This is a genomic window from Mycetocola sp. Y442, from assembly GCF_056898615.1.
In genome coordinates this window covers 655,166-673,585 of record NZ_JBXHBV010000001.1, presented here as the reverse complement: position 1 = coordinate 673,585, position 18,420 = coordinate 655,166, and the positions used below count along the sequence as shown (strand labels likewise).

Annotated in this window: 15 protein-coding genes; 8 read left to right on the top strand and 7 right to left on the bottom strand. The window is 66.1% G+C overall.

Annotated features, from left to right (window positions below; genetic code table 11):
• Positions 1-39 precede the first annotated feature (39 nt).
• From AC1X6S_RS03185 to AC1X6S_RS03170, 4 genes are read right to left on the bottom strand one after another with little or no spacing between them, the layout of a single operon-like run.
• Positions 40-1,719 (bottom strand): dipeptide ABC transporter ATP-binding protein, encoded by a 1,680-nt coding sequence (locus AC1X6S_RS03185; RefSeq protein WP_483404356.1) that lies wholly within the window; start codon positions 1,717-1,719, stop codon positions 40-42.
• 14 nt (positions 1,720-1,733) lie between these two features.
• The gene (locus tag AC1X6S_RS03180) at positions 1,734-2,591 is read right to left on the bottom strand and encodes an ABC transporter permease (RefSeq protein WP_483404355.1); all 858 of its coding nucleotides are present in this window, start codon (positions 2,589-2,591) and stop codon (positions 1,734-1,736) included.
• Complete coding sequence (locus tag AC1X6S_RS03175) at positions 2,588-3,580, bottom strand: ABC transporter permease (protein ID WP_483404354.1); 993 nt, start codon at positions 3,578-3,580, stop codon at positions 2,588-2,590. The genes AC1X6S_RS03180 and AC1X6S_RS03175 overlap by 4 nt, the downstream gene beginning before the upstream one ends.
• A complete protein-coding gene (locus AC1X6S_RS03170) occupies positions 3,555-5,213 on the bottom strand; it encodes an ABC transporter substrate-binding protein (protein WP_483404353.1) in 1,659 nt (552 codons plus the stop codon). The genes AC1X6S_RS03175 and AC1X6S_RS03170 overlap by 26 nt, the downstream gene beginning before the upstream one ends.
• A 217-nt stretch (positions 5,214-5,430) precedes the next feature.
• Between AC1X6S_RS03170 and AC1X6S_RS03165 the strand changes: the two genes are divergently transcribed.
• A complete protein-coding gene (locus AC1X6S_RS03165) occupies positions 5,431-6,036 on the top strand; it encodes an acyl-CoA-like ligand-binding transcription factor (protein WP_483404352.1) in 606 nt (201 codons plus the stop codon).
• A gap of 13 nt (positions 6,037-6,049) precedes the next feature.
• Here the strand turns inward: AC1X6S_RS03165 and AC1X6S_RS03160 are convergent, their stop codons facing one another.
• On the bottom strand, positions 6,050-6,826 hold the full coding sequence (locus AC1X6S_RS03160; protein ID WP_483404351.1) for an AAA family ATPase: 777 nt from the start codon (positions 6,824-6,826) through the stop codon (positions 6,050-6,052).
• A gap of 35 nt (positions 6,827-6,861) precedes the next feature.
• On the opposite strand from AC1X6S_RS03160, the gene AC1X6S_RS03155 reads away from it, so the two are divergent.
• From AC1X6S_RS03155 to ndk, 6 genes are all read left to right on the top strand, one after another.
• Positions 6,862-7,212, top strand: coding sequence for a GntR family transcriptional regulator (locus AC1X6S_RS03155; RefSeq protein WP_108391245.1), 351 nt, complete (start codon positions 6,862-6,864; stop codon positions 7,210-7,212).
• Positions 7,209-8,210: a DUF1648 domain-containing protein gene (locus tag AC1X6S_RS03150; protein ID WP_483404350.1), complete on the top strand. Its 1,002-nt coding sequence runs from the start codon at positions 7,209-7,211 to the stop codon at positions 8,208-8,210. The genes AC1X6S_RS03155 and AC1X6S_RS03150 overlap by 4 nt, the downstream gene beginning before the upstream one ends.
• Positions 8,211-8,473: 263 nt before the next feature.
• Positions 8,474-11,887 carry an isoleucine--tRNA ligase gene (gene ileS, locus AC1X6S_RS03145; RefSeq protein ID WP_483404349.1) on the top strand — a complete coding sequence of 1,138 codons (3,414 nt, stop codon included), beginning with the start codon at positions 8,474-8,476 and terminating at the stop codon, positions 11,885-11,887.
• On the top strand, positions 11,880-13,244 hold the full coding sequence (locus AC1X6S_RS03140) for a bifunctional folylpolyglutamate synthase/dihydrofolate synthase (RefSeq protein WP_483404348.1): 1,365 nt from the start codon (positions 11,880-11,882) through the stop codon (positions 13,242-13,244). Before ileS ends, AC1X6S_RS03140 begins: the two co-directional genes overlap by 8 nt.
• Before the next feature lie 17 nt (positions 13,245-13,261).
• A complete protein-coding gene (locus tag AC1X6S_RS03135) occupies positions 13,262-13,615 on the top strand; it encodes a DUF4233 domain-containing protein (RefSeq protein WP_158270246.1) in 354 nt (117 codons plus the stop codon).
• Positions 13,605-14,021, top strand: a complete 417-nt coding sequence (ndk, locus tag AC1X6S_RS03130; RefSeq protein WP_108391240.1) for a nucleoside-diphosphate kinase — start codon at positions 13,605-13,607, stop codon at positions 14,019-14,021. The genes AC1X6S_RS03135 and ndk overlap by 11 nt, the downstream gene beginning before the upstream one ends.
• 115 nt (positions 14,022-14,136) lie before the next feature.
• Here the strand turns inward: ndk and AC1X6S_RS03125 are convergent, their stop codons facing one another.
• Positions 14,137-14,736, bottom strand: coding sequence for a vitamin K epoxide reductase family protein (locus AC1X6S_RS03125; RefSeq protein ID WP_483404347.1), 600 nt, complete (start codon positions 14,734-14,736; stop codon positions 14,137-14,139).
• Between the two features lie 538 nt (positions 14,737-15,274).
• Between AC1X6S_RS03125 and AC1X6S_RS03120 the strand changes: the two genes are divergently transcribed.
• A complete protein-coding gene (locus tag AC1X6S_RS03120; protein ID WP_483404346.1) occupies positions 15,275-18,046 on the top strand; it encodes an Rne/Rng family ribonuclease in 2,772 nt (923 codons plus the stop codon).
• Positions 18,047-18,073: 27 nt separating this feature from the next.
• Here the strand turns inward: AC1X6S_RS03120 and AC1X6S_RS03115 are convergent, their stop codons facing one another.
• Positions 18,074-18,358: a DUF4031 domain-containing protein gene (locus AC1X6S_RS03115; RefSeq protein WP_483404345.1), complete on the bottom strand. Its 285-nt coding sequence runs from the start codon at positions 18,356-18,358 to the stop codon at positions 18,074-18,076.
• Between the last annotated feature and the right edge of the window lie 62 nt (positions 18,359-18,420).

Sequence of the window (18,420 nt, the reverse complement as noted above, 5' to 3'; positions counted from 1 at the left end):
TAGCGGCCGGGCGAACCGGCACGGAATGGATCACGCGAATCAGTGTGATGGCAAAAGCCGGGGCACATCGGCGACGAGGCGTGCCGTGTACGGATGCTGTGGGTCGGCGAAGACGGTCGCCGCGTCACCGGTCTCGACAATTTGCCCATCCTTCATCACGGCGACCCGGTCGCTCACGTGCCGGACAACGCCAAGGTCGTGGGAGATGAACAGGTAACTGAGCCCGCGTTCGACCTGCAGCCGGTCGAGAAGGTCAAGCACCTGGGCCTGGACCGTGACATCGAGCGCAGAAACCGGTTCATCACAGACGATGACGTCGGGACGGGCCGCGAGTGCTCGGGCGATCGACACCCGCTGCCGCTGACCACCCGAGAGCAGTAACGGGCGCGCGTCGGCAACGCCCCTGGCCAGACCGACGGCGTCGAGCAGTTCATCGACGGTCGACCGGTCGGTGGCAGGCGCCGTGCCGATGGCGTCGTCGAGAATGCGTCTCACCGAGAGTCGGGGATCGAACGAGCTGAGGCTGTCCTGGTAGATGGCACCGATCCGTTGCCGGAGTGGACGCCGCTCCCGCTCCCTCAGCGTGGAGAACGGAGCACCGTCGAGCAGCACCTCGCCCTCGTCCGCCGGGGTGAGCGCGAGAACCAACCTGGCCACCGTCGTCTTGCCGGACCCGGATTCGCCGACGAGGCCGAGCGTCTCGCCCCTGCCCAGGCTGAACGACACCCCGTCGACGGCGCGGAACCGGCCCGCCGGCGATCGATAGGTCTTCACGAGCGACCGTGCCTCGAGAACAGCGGGAGCGGCATCCGGTGTCTCAGGTGTTGTGTCTCCAGGGAGGGCGACCGCGGCATGGATCGGCTTTCGGCTCATGCCCCCATTGGTCATGTCCGGCTCCTGAACCGGGACGAGCGGGGTATGGCGCGGCTTATCGGTGGGCACCGCCGCGATGAGCCGTCGGGTGTAGTCCTCCCGCGGCCGGGTCAGCAGCTCCCTGGTCGCTCCCGACTCCACAACGCTGCCGTCCTTCAGCACGAGCACGCGATCGGCGATTGCACTCACGACGGCGAGGTCGTGGCTGATCAGCAGGATGCCCGTTCCCCGTGACCGCAGTTCGGCGAGCAGATCGAGAATGCGGGCCTGGATGGTGACGTCGAGGGCGGTCGTCGGCTCGTCGGCAATCACGAACGGCGGGTCCAAAGCGATAGCCGCGGCGATCAGTGCTCGCTGTCGGAGTCCTCCGCTCAGTTCGCCAGCACGCTGGGACACCGCCCGCTCGGGATCCGGCATTCCGACCCGGGCGAGGACCTCGACGACGCGACTGCGGGCATCCGTTGCCGACAGGTTCGCGTGCAGCCGGAGCGCATCGCCGATCTCGCGACCGATGGGACGCAACGGGTCGAGGGAGACCAGCGCGTCCTGGAGCACGAGCCCGACCTGTGACCCGCGGATGCCGCGCCAGTCCCGTTCGCTCGCCGCGGTGAGGTCACGCCCGGCGAGAGTGAGCGTTGATGCCGTGACCTCGGAGCCGCGTCCGGCGAGGCCGAGCAGGGCCCTCGCGGTGACGCTCTTGCCCGACCCGGATTCGCCGACGATGGCAACGCACTCGCCCCGGCCGATGCTGAGGGAGATGTCCCTGACCACGGGGACGCCGCCGAAGGAGACGGAGAGACCCTCTACCTCGAGGAGTTGTGACGCGGAGCCTGTCGAAGCGTTCATCGGTTGCCTGTCGTTCATCGGTTGTCCGCCGTTCGTCGGGTGAGGCTCCGGCCGAGCACCGTTGTCGCGATGGTGGTGAGCACGATCATGAGGCCGGGGAACACGGTCAGCCACCACGCGGTACCGATGTAGGTGCGCCCGGCGGACAGCATGGCGCCCCATTCCGGCTCCGGCGGTTGTGCGCCGAGGCCCAGGTAGCTGAGGGCGGCAGCCCACACAACAGCCTGCCCGACACCGAGGGTGGCGAGTACCGCGAGGGGAGCGAGGGCGTTCGGCAGGATGTGCCTGGTGAGGATTCGCCACGGCCCGTGACCGAGCACCCCTGCCGATTCGACGTACGCAGACGAACGGATGCTAACGAGCTGGCCGCGGATGATCCTCGCGTACCCGGGCGCGGTGGAGAGGCCGACGGCGATGGTCGCGGTCACCGGGCCGGGCCCGGCGATGACAATGACGAGGAGAGCGAGGAGGAGTCCGGGGAACGCGAAGAGCACCTCGATCGTGCGGTTCACCGTGAAGTCGAGCACGCGACCGCCGAACCCGGCGAGCACACCGAGGATCAGCCCCAGAATGAGACCGATCGCTGTCGCTGACACGCCGATCAACAGCGAGGTGGCTGTTCCGGTGACGACCCGGCTGTAGATGTCGCGACCGGACTCGTCGGTGCCGAACCAGTGAGTCAGTGACGGGCCCTGGAACGCGTCGCGTGCCGAGATGGCGTTGGGGTCGAATGACGAGAGCAGCCCGGGCGCGACGGTGGCCACGATGAGGAAGAGAACGAAGAGACCGGCGAGTACTTCGCCGACACTCGGGCGGGCGCGACGGGCGGGTGCCGCGCTCGCCGCAGCGGTCCTCAGGTCGAGTTCGCTCATCGCGTTGCCTCCGTGCTGGCCAGGCGTGGATCTGCCAGCCGGGAGGCGGCATCCGTCAGAATCGTCATGAGGATGTAGACCAGGGCGACGAGCAGCACAACACCGGTGACCACGGGCACATCACGGAGCGTCACCGCCTGCAGCAGGGTGCGGCCGAGCCCCGGCCTGGCAAAGATGGTCTCGACCACCACGGCGCCCGAGATGAGGTAACCGAGTGCCCAGCCGGAGAGGCTGATCGCCGGCAGGCTCGCGTGGCGGAGTGCATGGCGGAGACGGATGCCCCGCTCCGATTCGCCCCTGGCCCTTGCCGAAACGATGAAGGGTGCGTCGAGGGTGTCGAGCAGCGTCTCGCGCATCACCTGGGCGAGGAACCCGGCGAGGGGAATGGCGAGCGTCACGGTCGGGAGGATGAGTCCCGTCGCCCCTCCCGTCGATACCGGTGGGAGCCAGCCGAGACTCGTGCTGAATACGGCGATGAGGACAGTGGCAAGCCAGAAGTGGGGGAGAGCAGCACTCGTGAGTTCGATGCCCTGCCCGAGAGATGCAGCAACGCGGCCGCCACCGGTTGACCAGAGCGAGAGGCCGAGTGCGGCGAACCAGGCGAGGGCGAGGGCCGCGAGAGCGAGGAGGAGCGTGCCGCCGAGCTGGGCGCCGAGAAGTTCGGTGACGGGGACCTTAAGCGCGTAGGAGGTGCCGAGGTCGCCCCTGAGCAAGCGGCCCAGTGCGTTGAGGTACTGGATGCCGAGGGGGAGATCGAGACCGTAGTCGCGTCGAACCTGGTCGAGGGTCTCCTGTGATGCCTGTGACCCGGGCCCGCCGAGGACCGCCTCGGCCGGGTCTCCCGGAATCAGGCGGATCGCGAAGAAGGTCAGCGTCGCGACCGCCCAGAGCACGAACGCAGCACCGCCGAGTCGGACGAGGAGCCAGCGCACTGAGCGCCGGCTCCTCGATCGCTCGGCCGGCTTACTGTCCGGCAAGCCAGGCGTCATAGAACGTGGGTGTCGACACCGTCGGCATGGCGCGGGCATCCTTCACCTGTGTGCCGAGCAGGAAGTGGTTCTGCTGGTCGTAGAGAGGGAGGATGTGGAAGCCACCGAGGATGATCTCCTGCGCCTGGTCGTAGAGCGCGGCGCGCTCGCCGTCATCGGAGGTCTCACTCGCTGTGGTCAGCAGATCGTCCAGCTCAGGGTTGCTGACCTGCGAGAGATTCGCGAAGTATCCGCTCGGCGCCGGGACGATTCCGTCGGAGTGGTACAGGATCCGCAGCACGTCAGGGCCGACCTTCGTGTACGGGGCGCTCACGAGGTCGTAGTTGTTCTCGGCGAGGACGCCGTACCAGCTCGACAGATCGAGGAGCGAGAGCTTGACCTCGAACCCTGCGTCCTTCGCCGTTGCCTGGATCTGCTCGAAGAGCGACTGCTCGGCGGGGATCGACTGGTTCGTCGAGACGGGGAAGTCGAGAGTGAGGCGCTCGCCGCCTTTGACCCGGTAGCCGTCGGCATCCCGTTCAGTCCAGCCAGCGGAGTCGAGCAATTCGTTGGCCTCGTCGAGGTCGGTGTCGAACAGTGACTCGTCGGAGAAGCCTTCGGGCTCAGCGCTCGACAGCGGCGAGTATGAGCGTTCCGCCGAGCCGAAGAACAGTGACTCGATGCCGTCATTGACGTCAACCGCGCGGATGAATGCCTCACGGACAGCGGGGTCGCTGAATGGTGTGGCACCGGCGTTCAGCTCGATGCGGTTGGCGGCACCGGGGCGCGGTGCGTCGATGTGCGCGAGCGTCGTGGTCTTCTCGGCTGCGGAGATCGTGTCGGGCTGCGCGTTGTCGAGAACATCGACCTGCCCGGCCTGCAGAGCGGCGTAGCGCGATGCGGAGTCAGGGATGAAGCGCCATTCGATCGCCTCGAGGTATGCCTTGCCCTCGTGCTTGGCGTCGGCCGGCGGTGAGTTGTAGTCGTCATTGCGAACGAGCGAGACGTGGTCCTGCTTGACCCACTCGTCGACGATGAACGGCCCAGTGCCGATCGGCGCCTGGCAGTTCTCCTCCATGCCGCGGGCGATTCCCGCGGGCGACTCGATGGCGAGCCATGGCATCGAGAGGGACTCGAGCAGTGCGCTGTCCGGCGCGCTCAGGGTGAATCGCGCGACGGTGTCGGAGACTGCTTCGACACTCTCAACCTTGCCGAGTGCGAGGTAGCCCGTCGACGACTCAGTGGCCGGATCCTTGAGGTGCTCGACGTTGACCTTGACGGCCTCGGCGTTGAACGGGGTGCCATCGGTGAAGCTGACGTCATCACGAAGAGTGAAATCCCAGCTGAGGCCGTCGTCTGAGGCCGACCATTCGGTGGCCAGCCAGGGGATGACGGTTCCATCCGAGTCCCGCGAGACGAGCGAGTCGAGGAACTGGCCGGCGATGAGTGCCTGCGGGTAGTTGCCACCGACGTGGGGGTCGAGGCAGGTGGGTTCCGCGTCTCCGCTGGCGTAGGTGAGGGTTCCGCCGGCGACCGGGGTCGATGACTGTTCGGCCGCGGGTGACTGGCAGGCGGTGATGAGAAGGGCGAGAACGGCTGCCGAGCCGACCGCCGCGAGTCCGCGCCGCGCGCGGGTGATGGTGAGTGAGTGCATTGCCTGTTCCTTGACGAGGGCAAAGCCGCGATGCGGGTGGCCCGAGCGTGGCGCCCAGATTTATTGGACGCGGTCTAATAACGACCCTAGTACCTGATTTCTTCCCGATTGCCCTGACGTGGCAGCCGGTGTCGACGCCCGGCTGGATCCACCCCGATCGACGGGCGGTGGAGACGGTATGCCCTCGGGTCGATACGCTTTCGGGAGGAGGAACCTATTGGCCGAGAACACTGTGCAGGTCGGGCGCCCGAGGCGATCATCGAAGCGCACGCTTGAGGAGGCCGCCGCCGAGCTGTTCCTCGAGCAGACCTACGCCGGGACGACAGTCGACCAGATCGCACAGAGAGCCGGCGTCAGTCGCAACACCTTCTTCAACTACTTCGGCTCCAAGTCCGACGTGCTCTGGATCGACTTCGACGAGACGCTCGCTCGGCTCGCCGATGAGCTTGCGGCGGCGGATGCAACCGAGCCGGTGATGGATGCCGTGCGCAACGCGGTCGTGCGTGTCGCGCGGTCGCATCCCGGCGATCGTGTGCCGTGGGCGCTGACCCAGGTCGACCTCATGGGCACCCGCGAGGACCTCGAGGCATCCGGGCTCCGTCGCCTGATGAAGCAGAGCGCCGTCATCCGTGACTTCATTCTGCGCCGGACGGAAGGTTCCGCCGGAGTGCTGCTGCCTCAGGCCATCGCCTTCGCGGTGCTCGGTGCGGCAGCGGCTGCAGCCGGCGTCTGGGCGAACGCCGGTGTCGCCAGGCGCCCGCTCGCCGATTACGTCGACGAGGCCGTGGGCCCGGTCTGCGCGGGTTTCGCCGACGCGGTCTGACGGAGTCTGGCGGTCAGTCGAGGATGTGCCGCAGGTAACGTCCCGGCGCATCGAGGTAGGACTTCCAGTGGGTGACGAGATCGAGGTCTTCCCAGTTGGCGCGGCGGATGCCGTGATCGCCGAGTTCGTAGATCGTCGCGCCGGGAAGTGACGCGAGCACGGGGGAGTGCGTCGCGCACAGCACCTGGGAGCCGTTAGCAACGAGATCGGCAAGCACCCCGATCATCGCGAGGGTCGAACTGAAACTCAGGGCTGCCTCGGGTTCGTCGAGGCAGTAGAAACCGGGTCGTGTCAGGTAGGTCTCGGCCACGGCGAGGAACGATTCGCCGTGGCTCATGCTGTGGAAGTCGTGGCCGCCCTCGAGTGAATCCTGGAAGGTGTAGTAGCCGTGCATCGTCTCGGCGCGAAGGAAGAAGCCCCACTTTGCTGCTCCGGGGCGCCTGGCGAGGGTGATCCAGTCGCCGAGTGGCGACTCCGTGCGCCTGGTCTCATGCGCCGAGTTGATGGTGCCGCCCTCCGGGCCGAGGCCGTACGCCGCTGCCGCCGCCTCGATCAGGGTGGACTTGCCGCTGCCGTTTTCGCCAACGAGGAACGTGACGCCGTCTCCGAGCGGGAGCCCCGACTCGAGGACCGCAGCGATCGCGGGGATGGTTGCCGGCCACTGGTCGTCGGGGACTGCGACGTCGGTGATACGGCGAATGTCTCGCACGAGCCGGGTGTCGGTGAAGGGATCGGCGCGGGTCATCCGGCCATTGTCGCAGGCCGGTTCGGCAATCAGCCAGATTGCCACTTGTTCTAGTTTAAACAGAACTATAGCATGAACACATGCTCCTTCGAATCGACCAGTCGTCGACCACACCGCTGTTTGACCAGCTCGCCGCGAGCATCCGCGCCGCCGCCATCTCGGGTGACGTGAAAGCGGGGGAGCGGCTCCCGGCCGCTCGAGAACTCGCTGAGTCGCTCGAGATCAACGTGCACACCGTCCTCAGGGCGTACCAGGTGCTCCGCGACGAAGGTCTCGTCGACCTCCGGAGGGGGCGCGGCGCCGTTGTCACCGACCGTGCCGCCCGCTACTCACAGCTCAGCGCCGCGATCGACGCCGTCGTCGCTGAAGCTCGCATCCTCGAACTCAGTCCAGATACCGTAACCGCACTACTCCGAGAGGCCCTTCGATGACCACCGCACCCCAGACGATGCCAGGCCGACGCCGATACCTGGTTATCGGAGTGATCCTCCCGATCCTCATCGCCCTGGTCGGAGCAATCGTCGCTCTGACCTGGCTGCCGGACCTCCCCGATCCCGTTGCTATCCACTGGGACAGCAACGGTGCCGACGGATTCGGGAGCGTATGGATCATGATCCTGATGCCGCTGGCCATCGTCACCGGGGTCACTGTGGCGAGCGGGTTGTCACTCCGCGGCGCACCCAAGCGCGGCGGCCTGACCAGCACCGAAAAGATCGTTGTTGTCACGCGAGTCTTCCTGAGCGTCCTGCTGACCAGCGGCGTGATCGGTTCGCTCGCCGTCCAGCGCGGACTGAACGATGCGGCCGCCGCCCCGAACATCGCGACGCCGATGATCATCGGCGCCCTCGGCGGCGTCCTTGCCGCTGCCATCGCCTGGTTCATCCTGCCCAGGGCAGTACCGGCGGACTTCGACGAGGAGACAGCGGTCGAGCCGCTCGATCTTGCACCCGCGGAGAGCGTCTACTGGGCGCGAACCGTCCGGATCTCCGGCGGCATCGTCGTGTTGCTGGGTGCAGTCGTCGTGCTCACTGTCGGTATCGCTCTCGCGACGGCGTTCAGCTCCCCATCCGACGCCACCTACCCTCTCGCTCTCGCCGTGTTCGTACTGCTCCTGTCGGTCGGGATGTCGTTCTGGCGAGTGCGCGCAGACCGACGCGGTTTCACCGTCCGCGGGATCCTGGGCTGGCCTCAGGTCAGCATTCCTGCGAGTGACGTCGCCGAGGTCCGGGTCGTCCAGGTCAACCCGACAGCCGATTTCGGTGGCTGGGGCTGGCGCGTGGCCCCTGGCAGGCGAACGGGAATCATCCTTCGCGCCGGTGAGGCGATCGAGGTCACCAGACGCAACGGCAAACGACTCGTCGTGACCGTTGATGACGCCGAGACGGCCGCCCGTGTGATGCAGACGCTCGTGTCGCGCTCTGCCGTCTGACGGCATCCGCACCACGCCGAAAGGCCCTGACTCCCCGGCGACCGGAATTCCCCGCTATCCTTGAGGAAGCGACTGTGAACCGGCCATCACCGGGGAGTCTTCGGAAGAACAGCACCGTGCACCTGCGGAGCCCAGTAGAACCGAACGGGGCTGGCCCGTCACAGCCAATGAACGAGCGGCCGTCACAAGCGGCAAGCGAGGTGGTACCGCGGATCGGAAACGATCCGCCCTCGCAGGTGAACACTGAACCTGCCGGGAGAAAAATGCCTTACCCCAAGTCGAACGACGATTCGCCGAACGCCGGGTCCGCCTTCGGCGTGACCCCCTCGCCGAAGTTCCCCGACATCGAGAACCAGATCCTCGAGTTCTGGAAGAACGACGGAACCTTCGAGGCATCCGTCGCTCAGCGTGAGGGCGCCGATGAGTGGGTCTTCTACGACGGTCCGCCGTTCGCGAACGGCCTGCCGCACTACGGCCACCTGCTCACCGGATACGCGAAGGACCTCTTCCCGCGCTTCCAGACGATGCGTGGCAAGCAGGTGCACCGCCGCTTCGGCTGGGACACCCACGGACTGCCCGCCGAACTCGAGGCGGAGCGCCAGCTCGGCATCACCGACAAGGCCCAGATCGAAGAGATGGGCATCGCCGCGTTTAACGCCGCCGCGAAGGACGCGGTGCTCAAGTACACCGAGGACTGGGAGCGGTACGTCACCCGCCAGGCTCGCTGGGTCGATTTCGACAACGACTACAAGACGCTCGACATCACCTTCATGGAGAGTGTCATCTGGGCGTTCAAGCAGCTGCACGACAAGGGGCTCGCCTACGAGGGCTACCGCGTGCTGCCGTACTGCTGGCGCGACCAGACTCCGTTGTCGAACCACGAGCTCCGCATGGACGACGACGTCTACAAGATGCGCCAGGACCAGACGGTCACCGTCACCTTCCCGCTCGTCGGCATCAAGGCCGAGTCGCTCGGCCTCACCGGCGTGCGCGCGCTGGCCTGGACGACGACGCCGTGGACCCTGCCGACCAACGCCGCGCTGGCCGTCGGACCCGACATCGAATATGCGGTTGTGCCCGCCGGTCCGCACGGAACACCGGATGCCACTGTGCTGCGCGAGAAAGCCGGAGACGACGCCGGCCTCACCGAGGTGCTTGGCGGGCAGTACCTGCTCGCAACGGCGCTCGTCGGCAACTATGCGAAGGAACTCGGCTATGACTCCGCCGAGGACGCCCTCGCGGCCGTCTCGCGGACGCTGATCGGGTCCGAGCTCGAAGATGTCACGTACGACCGTCTCTTCGACTACTACTCGGATGTCGAGGAGTACGGCATGCAGAACGCGTGGCGGATCCTCGTCGCCGACTACGTCACCCTCGAAGACGGCACCGGCATCGTGCACCAGTCGCCGGCATACGGTGAAGAAGACCAGAAGATCTGCGAGGCAGCAGGCATCCCCGTCATCATCTCCGTCGATGACGGCGGAAAGTTCCTGCCCGCGGTGACGGATGTCGCGGGGCTGCTGTGGTCGGACGCCAACAAGCCGCTCACCCAGCTGATCAAGTCGGAGGGACGCCTGCTCCGCCAGGCGAGCTACGAGCACTCGTACCCGCACTGCTGGCGCTGCCGCAACCCACTCATCTACAAGGCGGTGTCGAGCTGGTTCATCCGCGTGCCCGAATTCCGCGACCGGATGGTCGACCTCAACGAAGACATCAACTGGGTGCCTGACAACGTCAAGCACGGCCAGTTCGGCAAGTGGATCGGCAACGCCCGTGACTGGTCGATCAGCCGCAACCGCTACTGGGGATCACCGATCCCCGTGTGGAAGAGCGATAACCCCGAGTATCCCCGCATCGACGTGTACGGGTCGCTCGACGAGCTCGAGCAGGACTTCGGCGTTCGCCCGACCGACCTGCACCGGCCGTACATCGACGAGCTGACGCGCCCGAACCCCGACGACCCCACCGGGCAGTCGACCATGCGGCGCATCACCGACGTCCTCGACGTCTGGTTCGACTCCGGCTCGATGCCGTTCGCCCAGGTGCATTACCCGTTCGAGAACCGTGAGTGGTTCGACTCGCACAACCCCGCCGACTTCATCGTCGAGTACATCGGGCAGACCCGCGGCTGGTTCTACACCCTCCACGTGCTCTCGACCGCGCTGTTCGACCGGCCGGCGTACAAGAACGTGCTCAGCCACGGCATCGTGCTCGGCAGCGACGGCCAGAAGATGTCCAAATCGCTCCGCAATTACCCGGACGTCAACGAGGTCTTCGATCGTGACGGCTCGGATGCCATGCGCTGGTTCCTGATGTCGAGTTCCGTCCTGCGCGGCGGCAACCTCATCGTCACCGAGGAGGGCATCCGCGAGGGTGTCAGGCAGATGCTGCTTCCGTTGTGGAGCACGTGGTACTTCTTCAGCCTCTACGCCAACACGGCTCGCGACGGTGGATACGACGCCTCGTGGCGCACCGACTCCACCGACGTCCTCGACCGGTACATTCTCGCGAAGACCCGCCTCGTCGTGGGGGAGGTCGGCACTCACCTCGAGAACCTCGACTCGACCCTGGCAGCGGCGACGCTCCGGGACTTCGCCGACGTGCTCACCAACTGGTACGTGCGCCGGTCACGCGAGCGATTCTGGACCGGAGTCGACGAGAACGGCAACGGAACCGAGGCGTTCGACACGCTGTACACGGTGCTCGAGACGATCACGCGCGCGTCCGCACCTCTCCTCCCGCTGGTTTCCGAGCGGATCTGGAAGGACCTCACCGGTGGCCGCAGCGTGCACCTCGAGGACTGGCCGGACCTGAACGCCTTCGACGAGGACGATGTGCTGGTCGCGTCGATGGACGCCATCCGCGCCATCAGCTCAACCGTGCTCTCCCTCCGGAAGCAGGCGGGTCGACGCGTGCGTCTCCCGCTCGCGACGCTCACCGTTGTCTCACCGGACCCGGACCACCTGGAACGGTTCGGCGACATCCTCCGCGATGAGGTCAACGTCAAGAACGTCGAGTTTGTCACCCTCACCGACTCCAGCGCAGGCGACTACGGCATCACGTCGAAGCTCACCGTCAACGCCCGCGCCGCCGGACCCCGTCTCGGTAAGAACGTGCAGACCGTGATCAAGGCTGCGCGTGCCGGGGACTGGTCCGAGACCGACGGTGTCGTCACCGCCGGCGGTATCGAACTCCAGGACGGCGAATTCGAGCTCGTTCTCGAAACCGCCGCGGTCGAGGGTGGCGCCGAGCAGGCGCTCGCTCTGCTGCCCGGTGGTGGATTCGTACTGCTCGACACACATACAACCCCCGAACTCGAGGCCGAGGGTCTCGCTCGGGATGTCGTCCGTGCCGTGCAGGACACCCGCAAGGCCGCTGGATTCGACGTCAGCGACCGCATCCGCCTCGGTCTCGTCTTCGAGAGCCCGGAAGACGCGGATGCCGTGACCTTCGTCACCGAGGTCGACATCGCCGCGGAGACGCTCGCGACGACCACCTCGATCCACGCGTTCGCCGAGGTCGACGAGGCCCGCCGCGCCGGCACGCCGGCGGAGTGGCTCCCCGAGCTGCTCGACGACGAGCCGGAGTTCTACCAGGAGTTCGCCAAGGGACAGTTCGCCAACGCGGGATCGTTCATCGTGGCCGTTCGCCGAGCAACCAGGAGCATCAATGTCTGAGATTGACGACGAATTTGCCGATGAAGGACAGGCCGTCTACGAGGACCTGCTCGCCCGCACGGGCGAACAGGCTCCTCAACCGCGTCTGGAGCCGACCCGCCGGGTGCTCGACCTGCTCGGCGACCCGCAACGCGCGTTCCCGATCATCCAGCTCACCGGAACCAACGGCAAGACGAGCACGAGCCGCCTGATCGAGGGGATTCTCCGTTCCTACGGGCTTCGGACCGGACTCTTCACGAGTCCGCACCTCGTGAGTTTCAACGAGCGCATCGTCATCGACGGTGAGCCGATCTCGAACGAGGCCCTCGCCCGGAACTGGGAAGACATTCGGACCTACGTCGAGATGGTCGACCTCGAGCTCGAAAACGCGGGTGACGTGCCGCTGACCTTCTTCGAAGTACTCACCGTGCTCGCCTACGCGAGCTTCGCTGACGCGCCGATCGACGTCGGTGTGATCGAGGTCGGGATGGGCGGCGAGTGGGATTCCACCAACGTCGCGGATGCGCAGATCGCCGTGTTCACCCCGATCGATCTCGACCACGTTGCCCGACTCGGTTCGACCATTGCCGAGATCGCGCGAACCAAGGCGGGCATCATCAAGCCGGCCGCGACGGTCGTCACCGCCGCGCAGCATCCCGATGCCATGGCAGAAATCCTGAAGGCGGCGGAACGGGACGAGGCCCCCGTCATCGCCCAGGACGTCGACTTCGCGCTGACGGCAGATCATGTCGCCGTCGGCGGCCAGGTGATCAGCGTGCGCGGACGGGCGGGGCAGTACAACGACCTCTTCCTGCCGCTCTACGGCGACCACCAGGGTCAGAACGCGGCAGTCGCCATCGCCGCGGTCGAGACGTTCCTCGGTGACGGCAGCCAGCCGCTCTCGATGGACCCGCTCGTGGAGGGACTCTCGGAGATCACTACGCCCGGTCGGCTCCAGCTCGTCGGCATCGAGCCGACGGTTCTCATCGATGCGGCGCACAACCCGCACGGCGCACGGTCACTCGCCGCTGCGCTGGGGAAGTACTTCGACTTTGCCGAGACCGTCTTCGTCGTCGGTGTGCTCGGAGACAAGGACGCCGAGGGAATCCTCTCCGTGCTGGCGCCGATCGCGGCACGCATCCACGTGACCGAACCGTCGTCCGAACGGTCCATCCCGGTCGCTTCTCTCGCTCGGCGTGCGGCGGCTGTCGCGGATCCCGGACTCGTTCACGCTTACGACACCGTGGAAGACGCGGTCTTCGCCGCACGCGAATGGGCGAATGACGCACCGTCGAGGCTCGTCGTCGTCACCGGCTCCGTCGTTCTCGCCGGAGAGGTCATCGAGCTGGCCGAAGCCGGAGAGTGGAAGAAGTCATGAGAAGACAGCGACAGAGCGTGAGGCAGTCCCTCGCGTCGATCGTCCTCGGCTTTGAACTCATTGTGATGTTCCTCGCCGCGCTGGTGGCCTTCGGGCTCAAGGTCCTTCCGGCGCCGGTCGCCCTCGGGGGCGGCGCCGCGATCTGTGTCGCGATCCTGGTGGCACTCGCCGGCCTCCGCTACCGCTGGGGCATCATTGCGGGCTGGGTGCTGCAAGGCGTTATCGTTGCTACCGGCATCCTGGTGCCGATCATGTTCATTATTGGTGCGCTTTTTGCCGGCATGTGGGTTTACTCCATGGTGGCTGGCGGTCGGATCGACCGCGAAAAAGCCGCCGCAGCGCAATTGGGAGACGAAACACATGGCAGTTGAAGAAACACTCGTTTTGGTCAAGCCGGACGGTGTCGCACGCAACCTGACCGGAGCGATCCTCGCGCGTATTGAGGCGAAGGGCTACTCGCTCGTCGACATCCGTCTCGTTCAGCCCGACCGATCGGTTCTCGCCGCGCACTACGCCGAGCACGAGGGCAAGCCGTTCTACGAGCCGCTCGTGGAGTTCATGCTGTCAGGTCCGATCGTCGCCATTCGCGTCGCCGGTGACCGCGTGATCGAGGGCTTCCGCAGCCTCGCGGGTACGACGGACCCGACGACGGCGGCTCCCGGCACCATCCGTGGCGACTTCGGTCGCGACTGGGGCCTGAAGGTTCAGCAGAACCTGGTTCACGGGTCAGACAGCCCCGAGTCGGCGGCGCGCGAACTCGCGCTCTGGTTCAAGTAACCCGATTACCTCAAACAGCGAGGCGACCCGGAAACGGGCGCCTCGCTGTTTTTTGTGTCACGGCGCGTGTCACCGGGTTCAGCGACCGGCCGGGAGCCGCGGGGGAGAGGGCGGCTTAGAGGTGCTGCAGGACGTCGAGGCGCACCTGGGCGATCACGGCGACGATCAGGTAGCAGGCCAGGGTGAGCGGCACGAGCCAGCCGTACAGAGCCGTGGCTACCCGGCGCACGCCGGCGGGCGCAGGGAGATTCCCGGCTTTGAGGTTGTAGAGGGTGACGGCGAGGAACGCGGGGATGGTCACCGACCAGGTGACCATGCACCACGGGCAGAGGGTGCCGAGCACGAAGATGCTCTGGGAGATCAGCCAGATCACGAAGGCGAGGGCGCCGGCCAGCCCCAGGTTGAACAGCGCCCAGTACCAGCGCGCAAAACGAGCTCCGGCGAGTATGCCGACGCCGACAACGATCGGTGCGGCCCAGCCGACGAGCCCGATCAGCGGGTTGGGGAACCCGAAGACAGAGCCCTGCCATGACTCGAGATTGGCGCCGCACTGCACGAGGACGCTGAAGTCGCAGGAGAGCGATTCGCCGGGCGATGACAGGGTGTGGATCTTTTCGACGGTGAGGGCGAAGGCAGCAATCTCACCGATGATGCCCGCGAGGATGAGAAAGACAGCGAGGACAGTCGGTCGGGTGTTGGTCTCGTCGCGGCTCACGGTTCGAGAGTACGACACTGAGGCTGGCCGTGGCGGCATCCGCATGCTCGGCCACAAATTGCTGCTCAGTCGCCGCTCGGACAGAGAGGGCTGCACTTTCGAGAGAAGTGTGACCGTTTGTGTCCGAGCACGCCCGCGGGCGGCGCGAGTGACCGTTTGTGTCGGAGCACGGCTCTTCGCGACACACCTTTCGAGAGAACGACACAGTGCGGTGCGGCGCGAGCCGGAGAATCGCTCTGAACGCGCCTGCCGTGCGATAATGAGAGCACGACCATAGGGCCGCGCTCTAGGGTCGTACAACAGAAGGCTTATTGGGCACGGCGCTCGTAATGAAACAGCGTTCGCCCAGTGTTTGAGACAAAAGTGTTCGTCGGTCACAACTCGAAGGGGTACGGCCGACAAAGAAGGTACGCGACCAGAGCCACAGGGCCGGTCGTGGACGTACAGGATTTGCGGGGAGTACGCGAAAGCGAGAAACCGCTCGAGAGTTCCCGGATGGGCAGCGCGGCTGCCGTGCCGGATGAGGAGTGCACCAGGAATGGTGAATGAAAATTTTGATAACACGGCCGACACATCAACCAACAGCGAGGGCGTAGCGCCGGAAAGCTCCGAGACCCAGGCTTTCGAGGCGCAGGCTTTCGAGGCGCCGACTGCCGACACGCAGGCACCGGATGCCGCAGCGAGCGAGCCGGTCGCCGAAGACGCACCGCAACGTCCTGACTCTGAGGACGCGGCGTCATCCGACGCAGCGCCTGTGGCCGCCGAGGATGCTGCAGGCGATACGGGGTCCGCAGCCCCGTCCGCAGCCCCCGTTGGTTCCGCTTCTGTCGCGGAACCGACTCAGGCCGGTGACGAGTCTGCTGCCGAGGAGCCAGCGGCAGACGCGGCCGAGCCCGCGAAGACCGCGGAGAGCACGGCGCCCGGAATCTTCGCCGCATACTCAACAGCGCCGACGACAGCGCTGTTCTTCCAGGCACCCGACGTCAAGCCGCTCCCCGCGCGCGACTATCGCGACGACGCGATCGACGATGACGACGACGAGGATGACGAGCCGTCGACGGTCCGCCGTCGCGCACGCCGCCGCTCGGGCGACGAACGCCGGTCGGGACAGAACGACCCGGCCAACACGGTAGTCAAGGTCAGGCAGCCCAGGGAACAGCCGCGTGAGGTCGAGCAGATCACCGAGCCGCAGCGCATCAAGGGCTCGACGCGCCTCGAAGCGAAGAAGCAGCGACGACGCGACGGCCGCGATGCCGGCCGCCGCCGCCCGGTTGTCACCGAGGCAGAGTTCCTCGCCCGTCGTGAGTCAGTCGACCGCACGATGATCGTCCGCTCGAAGAGCAACAAGATTCAGATCGGTGTACTCGAGGACGGCGTGCTCGTCGAGCACTACGTCGCGCGTAACGAAGAGGCATCCCTCATCGGAAACGTCTACCTCGGGCGCGTGCAGAACGTGCTGCCAAGCATGGAAGCAGCCTTCGTGGACATCGGACGCGGACGCAACGCCGTGCTGTACTCGGGCGAAGTCGACTGGGACGCCGCAGAGACCGGAAACCAGCCGCGCCGCATCGAGCTGGCGCTCAAGCCAGGCGATCGTGTTCTCGTCCAGGTCACCAAGGACCCGGTCGGACACAAGGGTGCTCGACTGACCAGCCAGGTCTCGCTTCCAGGCCGGTACCTCGTCTACGTGCCCAACGGCTCGATGAACGGCATCTCACGCAAGCTGCCCGACACCGAACGTGCTCGCCTCAAGAAGATCCTCAAAGAGGTGCTTCCTGACAACGTCGGCGTCATCGTGCGGACCGCTGCAGAGGGCGCGACCGAGGAACAGCTCACGCTCGACGTCAATCGCCTGATCAACCAGTGGGCAGAGATTTCACGGCAGATGGAGAGCGTTCAGGCGCCAGCTTTGCTGCACTCTGAGCCTGACCTGTTGATCAAGATCGTCCGCGATGTGTTCAACGAGGACTTCCAGAAGATGCTCATCGCCGGCGATGACGCGCAGGAAGTCATCGAAAGCTACCTGCGTGGTGTCGCTCCCGACCTGCTCGAGCGCGTCGAGCGCTACGAGGGCACCCGGGACGTCTTCGACGAGTACCGCATCACCGAGCAGATCGAGAAGGCCCTCGACCGCAAGGTCTGGCTGCCCTCCGGTGGATCGCTCGTCATCGACCGAACCGAGGCAATGACTGTCGTCGACGTCAACACGGGAAAGTTCGTCGGTTCAGGCGGAAACCTCGAGGAGACGGTAACGAAGAACAACCTCGAATCCGCCGAGGAGATTGTCCGCCAGCTTCGGCTGCGCGACATCGGTGGAATCATCGTCGTCGACTTCATCGACATGGTGCTCGAATCCAACCGGGATCTCGTTTTGCGCCGACTGATCGAGTGCCTCAGCCGTGACCGGACCAAGCACCAGGTCGCCGAGGTGACCTCGCTCGGTCTCGTTCAGATGACGCGCAAGAAGCTGGGCCTTGGCCTGCTTGAGTCGTTCAGTGAGCCATGCGAGGTGTGTGCCGGCCGCGGTGTCATCGTGCACCACGACCCGATCGTCAAGCACCGCCAGACCCCTCAGCCGGAGACCAAGCGTCGCGGCAAGGGCGGCACTTCGAACGGCAACAGCAACGGTGGCAACACCAACGGCAACGGCGGAGGAAACAACGTCGGCCAGGCACCGAAGGCTCCGACACACGCCATCACCGATGACGCCAAGAACGCCCTCGCGAAGATCGCCGCATCGACGATCGTTGCTCACGCGGACGACGCGCCGTCGGCCGATCAGGTGACGGAACAGCCCGCGGCGAGCGAGCGACGCAATGAGTCACGCAGCGAGCGACGCAACGAACGCCGGAAGAACCAGAAGGGCCAGAACCGCGGCGCCGGGTCGGCGCAGGGGAACTCGGGTGGCGGCCCAGCCGGCCAGACCGAGGACATCGCGCCTGACGCGCGTTCCGAGAGCTCGGCTCCCGCCAGCCGGCCAGAGACGAGCAGGCCAGAGACGAGCAGGCCGGAGACGAGCAGGCCGGATTCCGGCAGGCCCGACCCCGAACCTCAGGTTGCCGCTTCCCGCACGGAAGCCCGGGATGCCCTGTCGATTCTCGACATCCCTCTCGAGCCCGCACGCAAGGCGAAGAGAGTCGACCCGCGCGACGCAGAGGACCTCCTCGGCTCAGTGCTCGACGCGCTTCCGGAGCCCAAGCTTCCCGGCACCGGCCGTGCACGCCGCCGTCGGGTGACGACCGCCGGCCTGACCGGGACTCCCGTCGCTCACGACGCAGACGCCGGAACATCCGCGCCGGCTGCTGAGTAGCCAGTAACGACGAACGGCGGTCGCCCCTCACCCGAGGGCCGACCGCCGTTTGCGTTCTTTCGCCGTCACCCTGAGGTTGCTCTCGATCAGCCGACGGACGAGAACATTCGCGCTTACGGGTACCGCGCCACCGGCGACCAGTTCGTCGAAGCGTTCCTGTGGCACGTCGTAATGGTCCAGGTCGAAGCTGCGCCGGGGGAGTGAGTGACGAGCGGCGAACGCGTGCAACTCGTCGAGAGAAACGTCGCTGATGAGGTGGGACCAGAGTGTGTTGTGGGCCGGCCATAACGGAGTGTCGATGAGCACGGTCATGACCTGAAGTCTACGAATTGCGACACGGCTGGGCGTGCATTTGTGAGATCGGGTGTGATCAA

What these genes read in the sequence shown, in the direction of transcription:
- AC1X6S_RS03185 (WP_483404356.1), bottom strand. Translation starts at nt 1,719, where the DNA reads ATGAACGCTTCGACAGGCTCCGCGTCACAACTCCTCGAGGTAGAGGGT.
- AC1X6S_RS03180 (WP_483404355.1), bottom strand. Translation starts at nt 2,591, where the DNA reads ATGAGCGAACTCGACCTGAGGACCGCTGCGGCGAGCGCGGCACCCGCC.
- AC1X6S_RS03175 (WP_483404354.1), bottom strand. Translation starts at nt 3,580, where the DNA reads ATGACGCCTGGCTTGCCGGACAGTAAGCCGGCCGAGCGATCGAGGAGC.
- AC1X6S_RS03170 (WP_483404353.1), bottom strand. Translation starts at nt 5,213, where the DNA reads ATGCACTCACTCACCATCACCCGCGCGCGGCGCGGACTCGCGGCGGTC.
- AC1X6S_RS03155 (WP_108391245.1), top strand. Translation starts at nt 6,862, where the DNA reads ATGCTCCTTCGAATCGACCAGTCGTCGACCACACCGCTGTTTGACCAG.
- AC1X6S_RS03150 (WP_483404350.1), top strand. Translation starts at nt 7,209, where the DNA reads ATGACCACCGCACCCCAGACGATGCCAGGCCGACGCCGATACCTGGTT.
- ileS (WP_483404349.1), top strand. Translation starts at nt 8,474, where the DNA reads ATGCCTTACCCCAAGTCGAACGACGATTCGCCGAACGCCGGGTCCGCC.
- AC1X6S_RS03140 (WP_483404348.1), top strand. Translation starts at nt 11,880, where the DNA reads ATGTCTGAGATTGACGACGAATTTGCCGATGAAGGACAGGCCGTCTAC.
- ndk (WP_108391240.1), top strand. Translation starts at nt 13,605, where the DNA reads ATGGCAGTTGAAGAAACACTCGTTTTGGTCAAGCCGGACGGTGTCGCA.
- AC1X6S_RS03120 (WP_483404346.1), top strand. Translation starts at nt 15,275, where the DNA reads ATGGTGAATGAAAATTTTGATAACACGGCCGACACATCAACCAACAGC.
- AC1X6S_RS03115 (WP_483404345.1), bottom strand. Translation starts at nt 18,358, where the DNA reads ATGACCGTGCTCATCGACACTCCGTTATGGCCGGCCCACAACACACTC.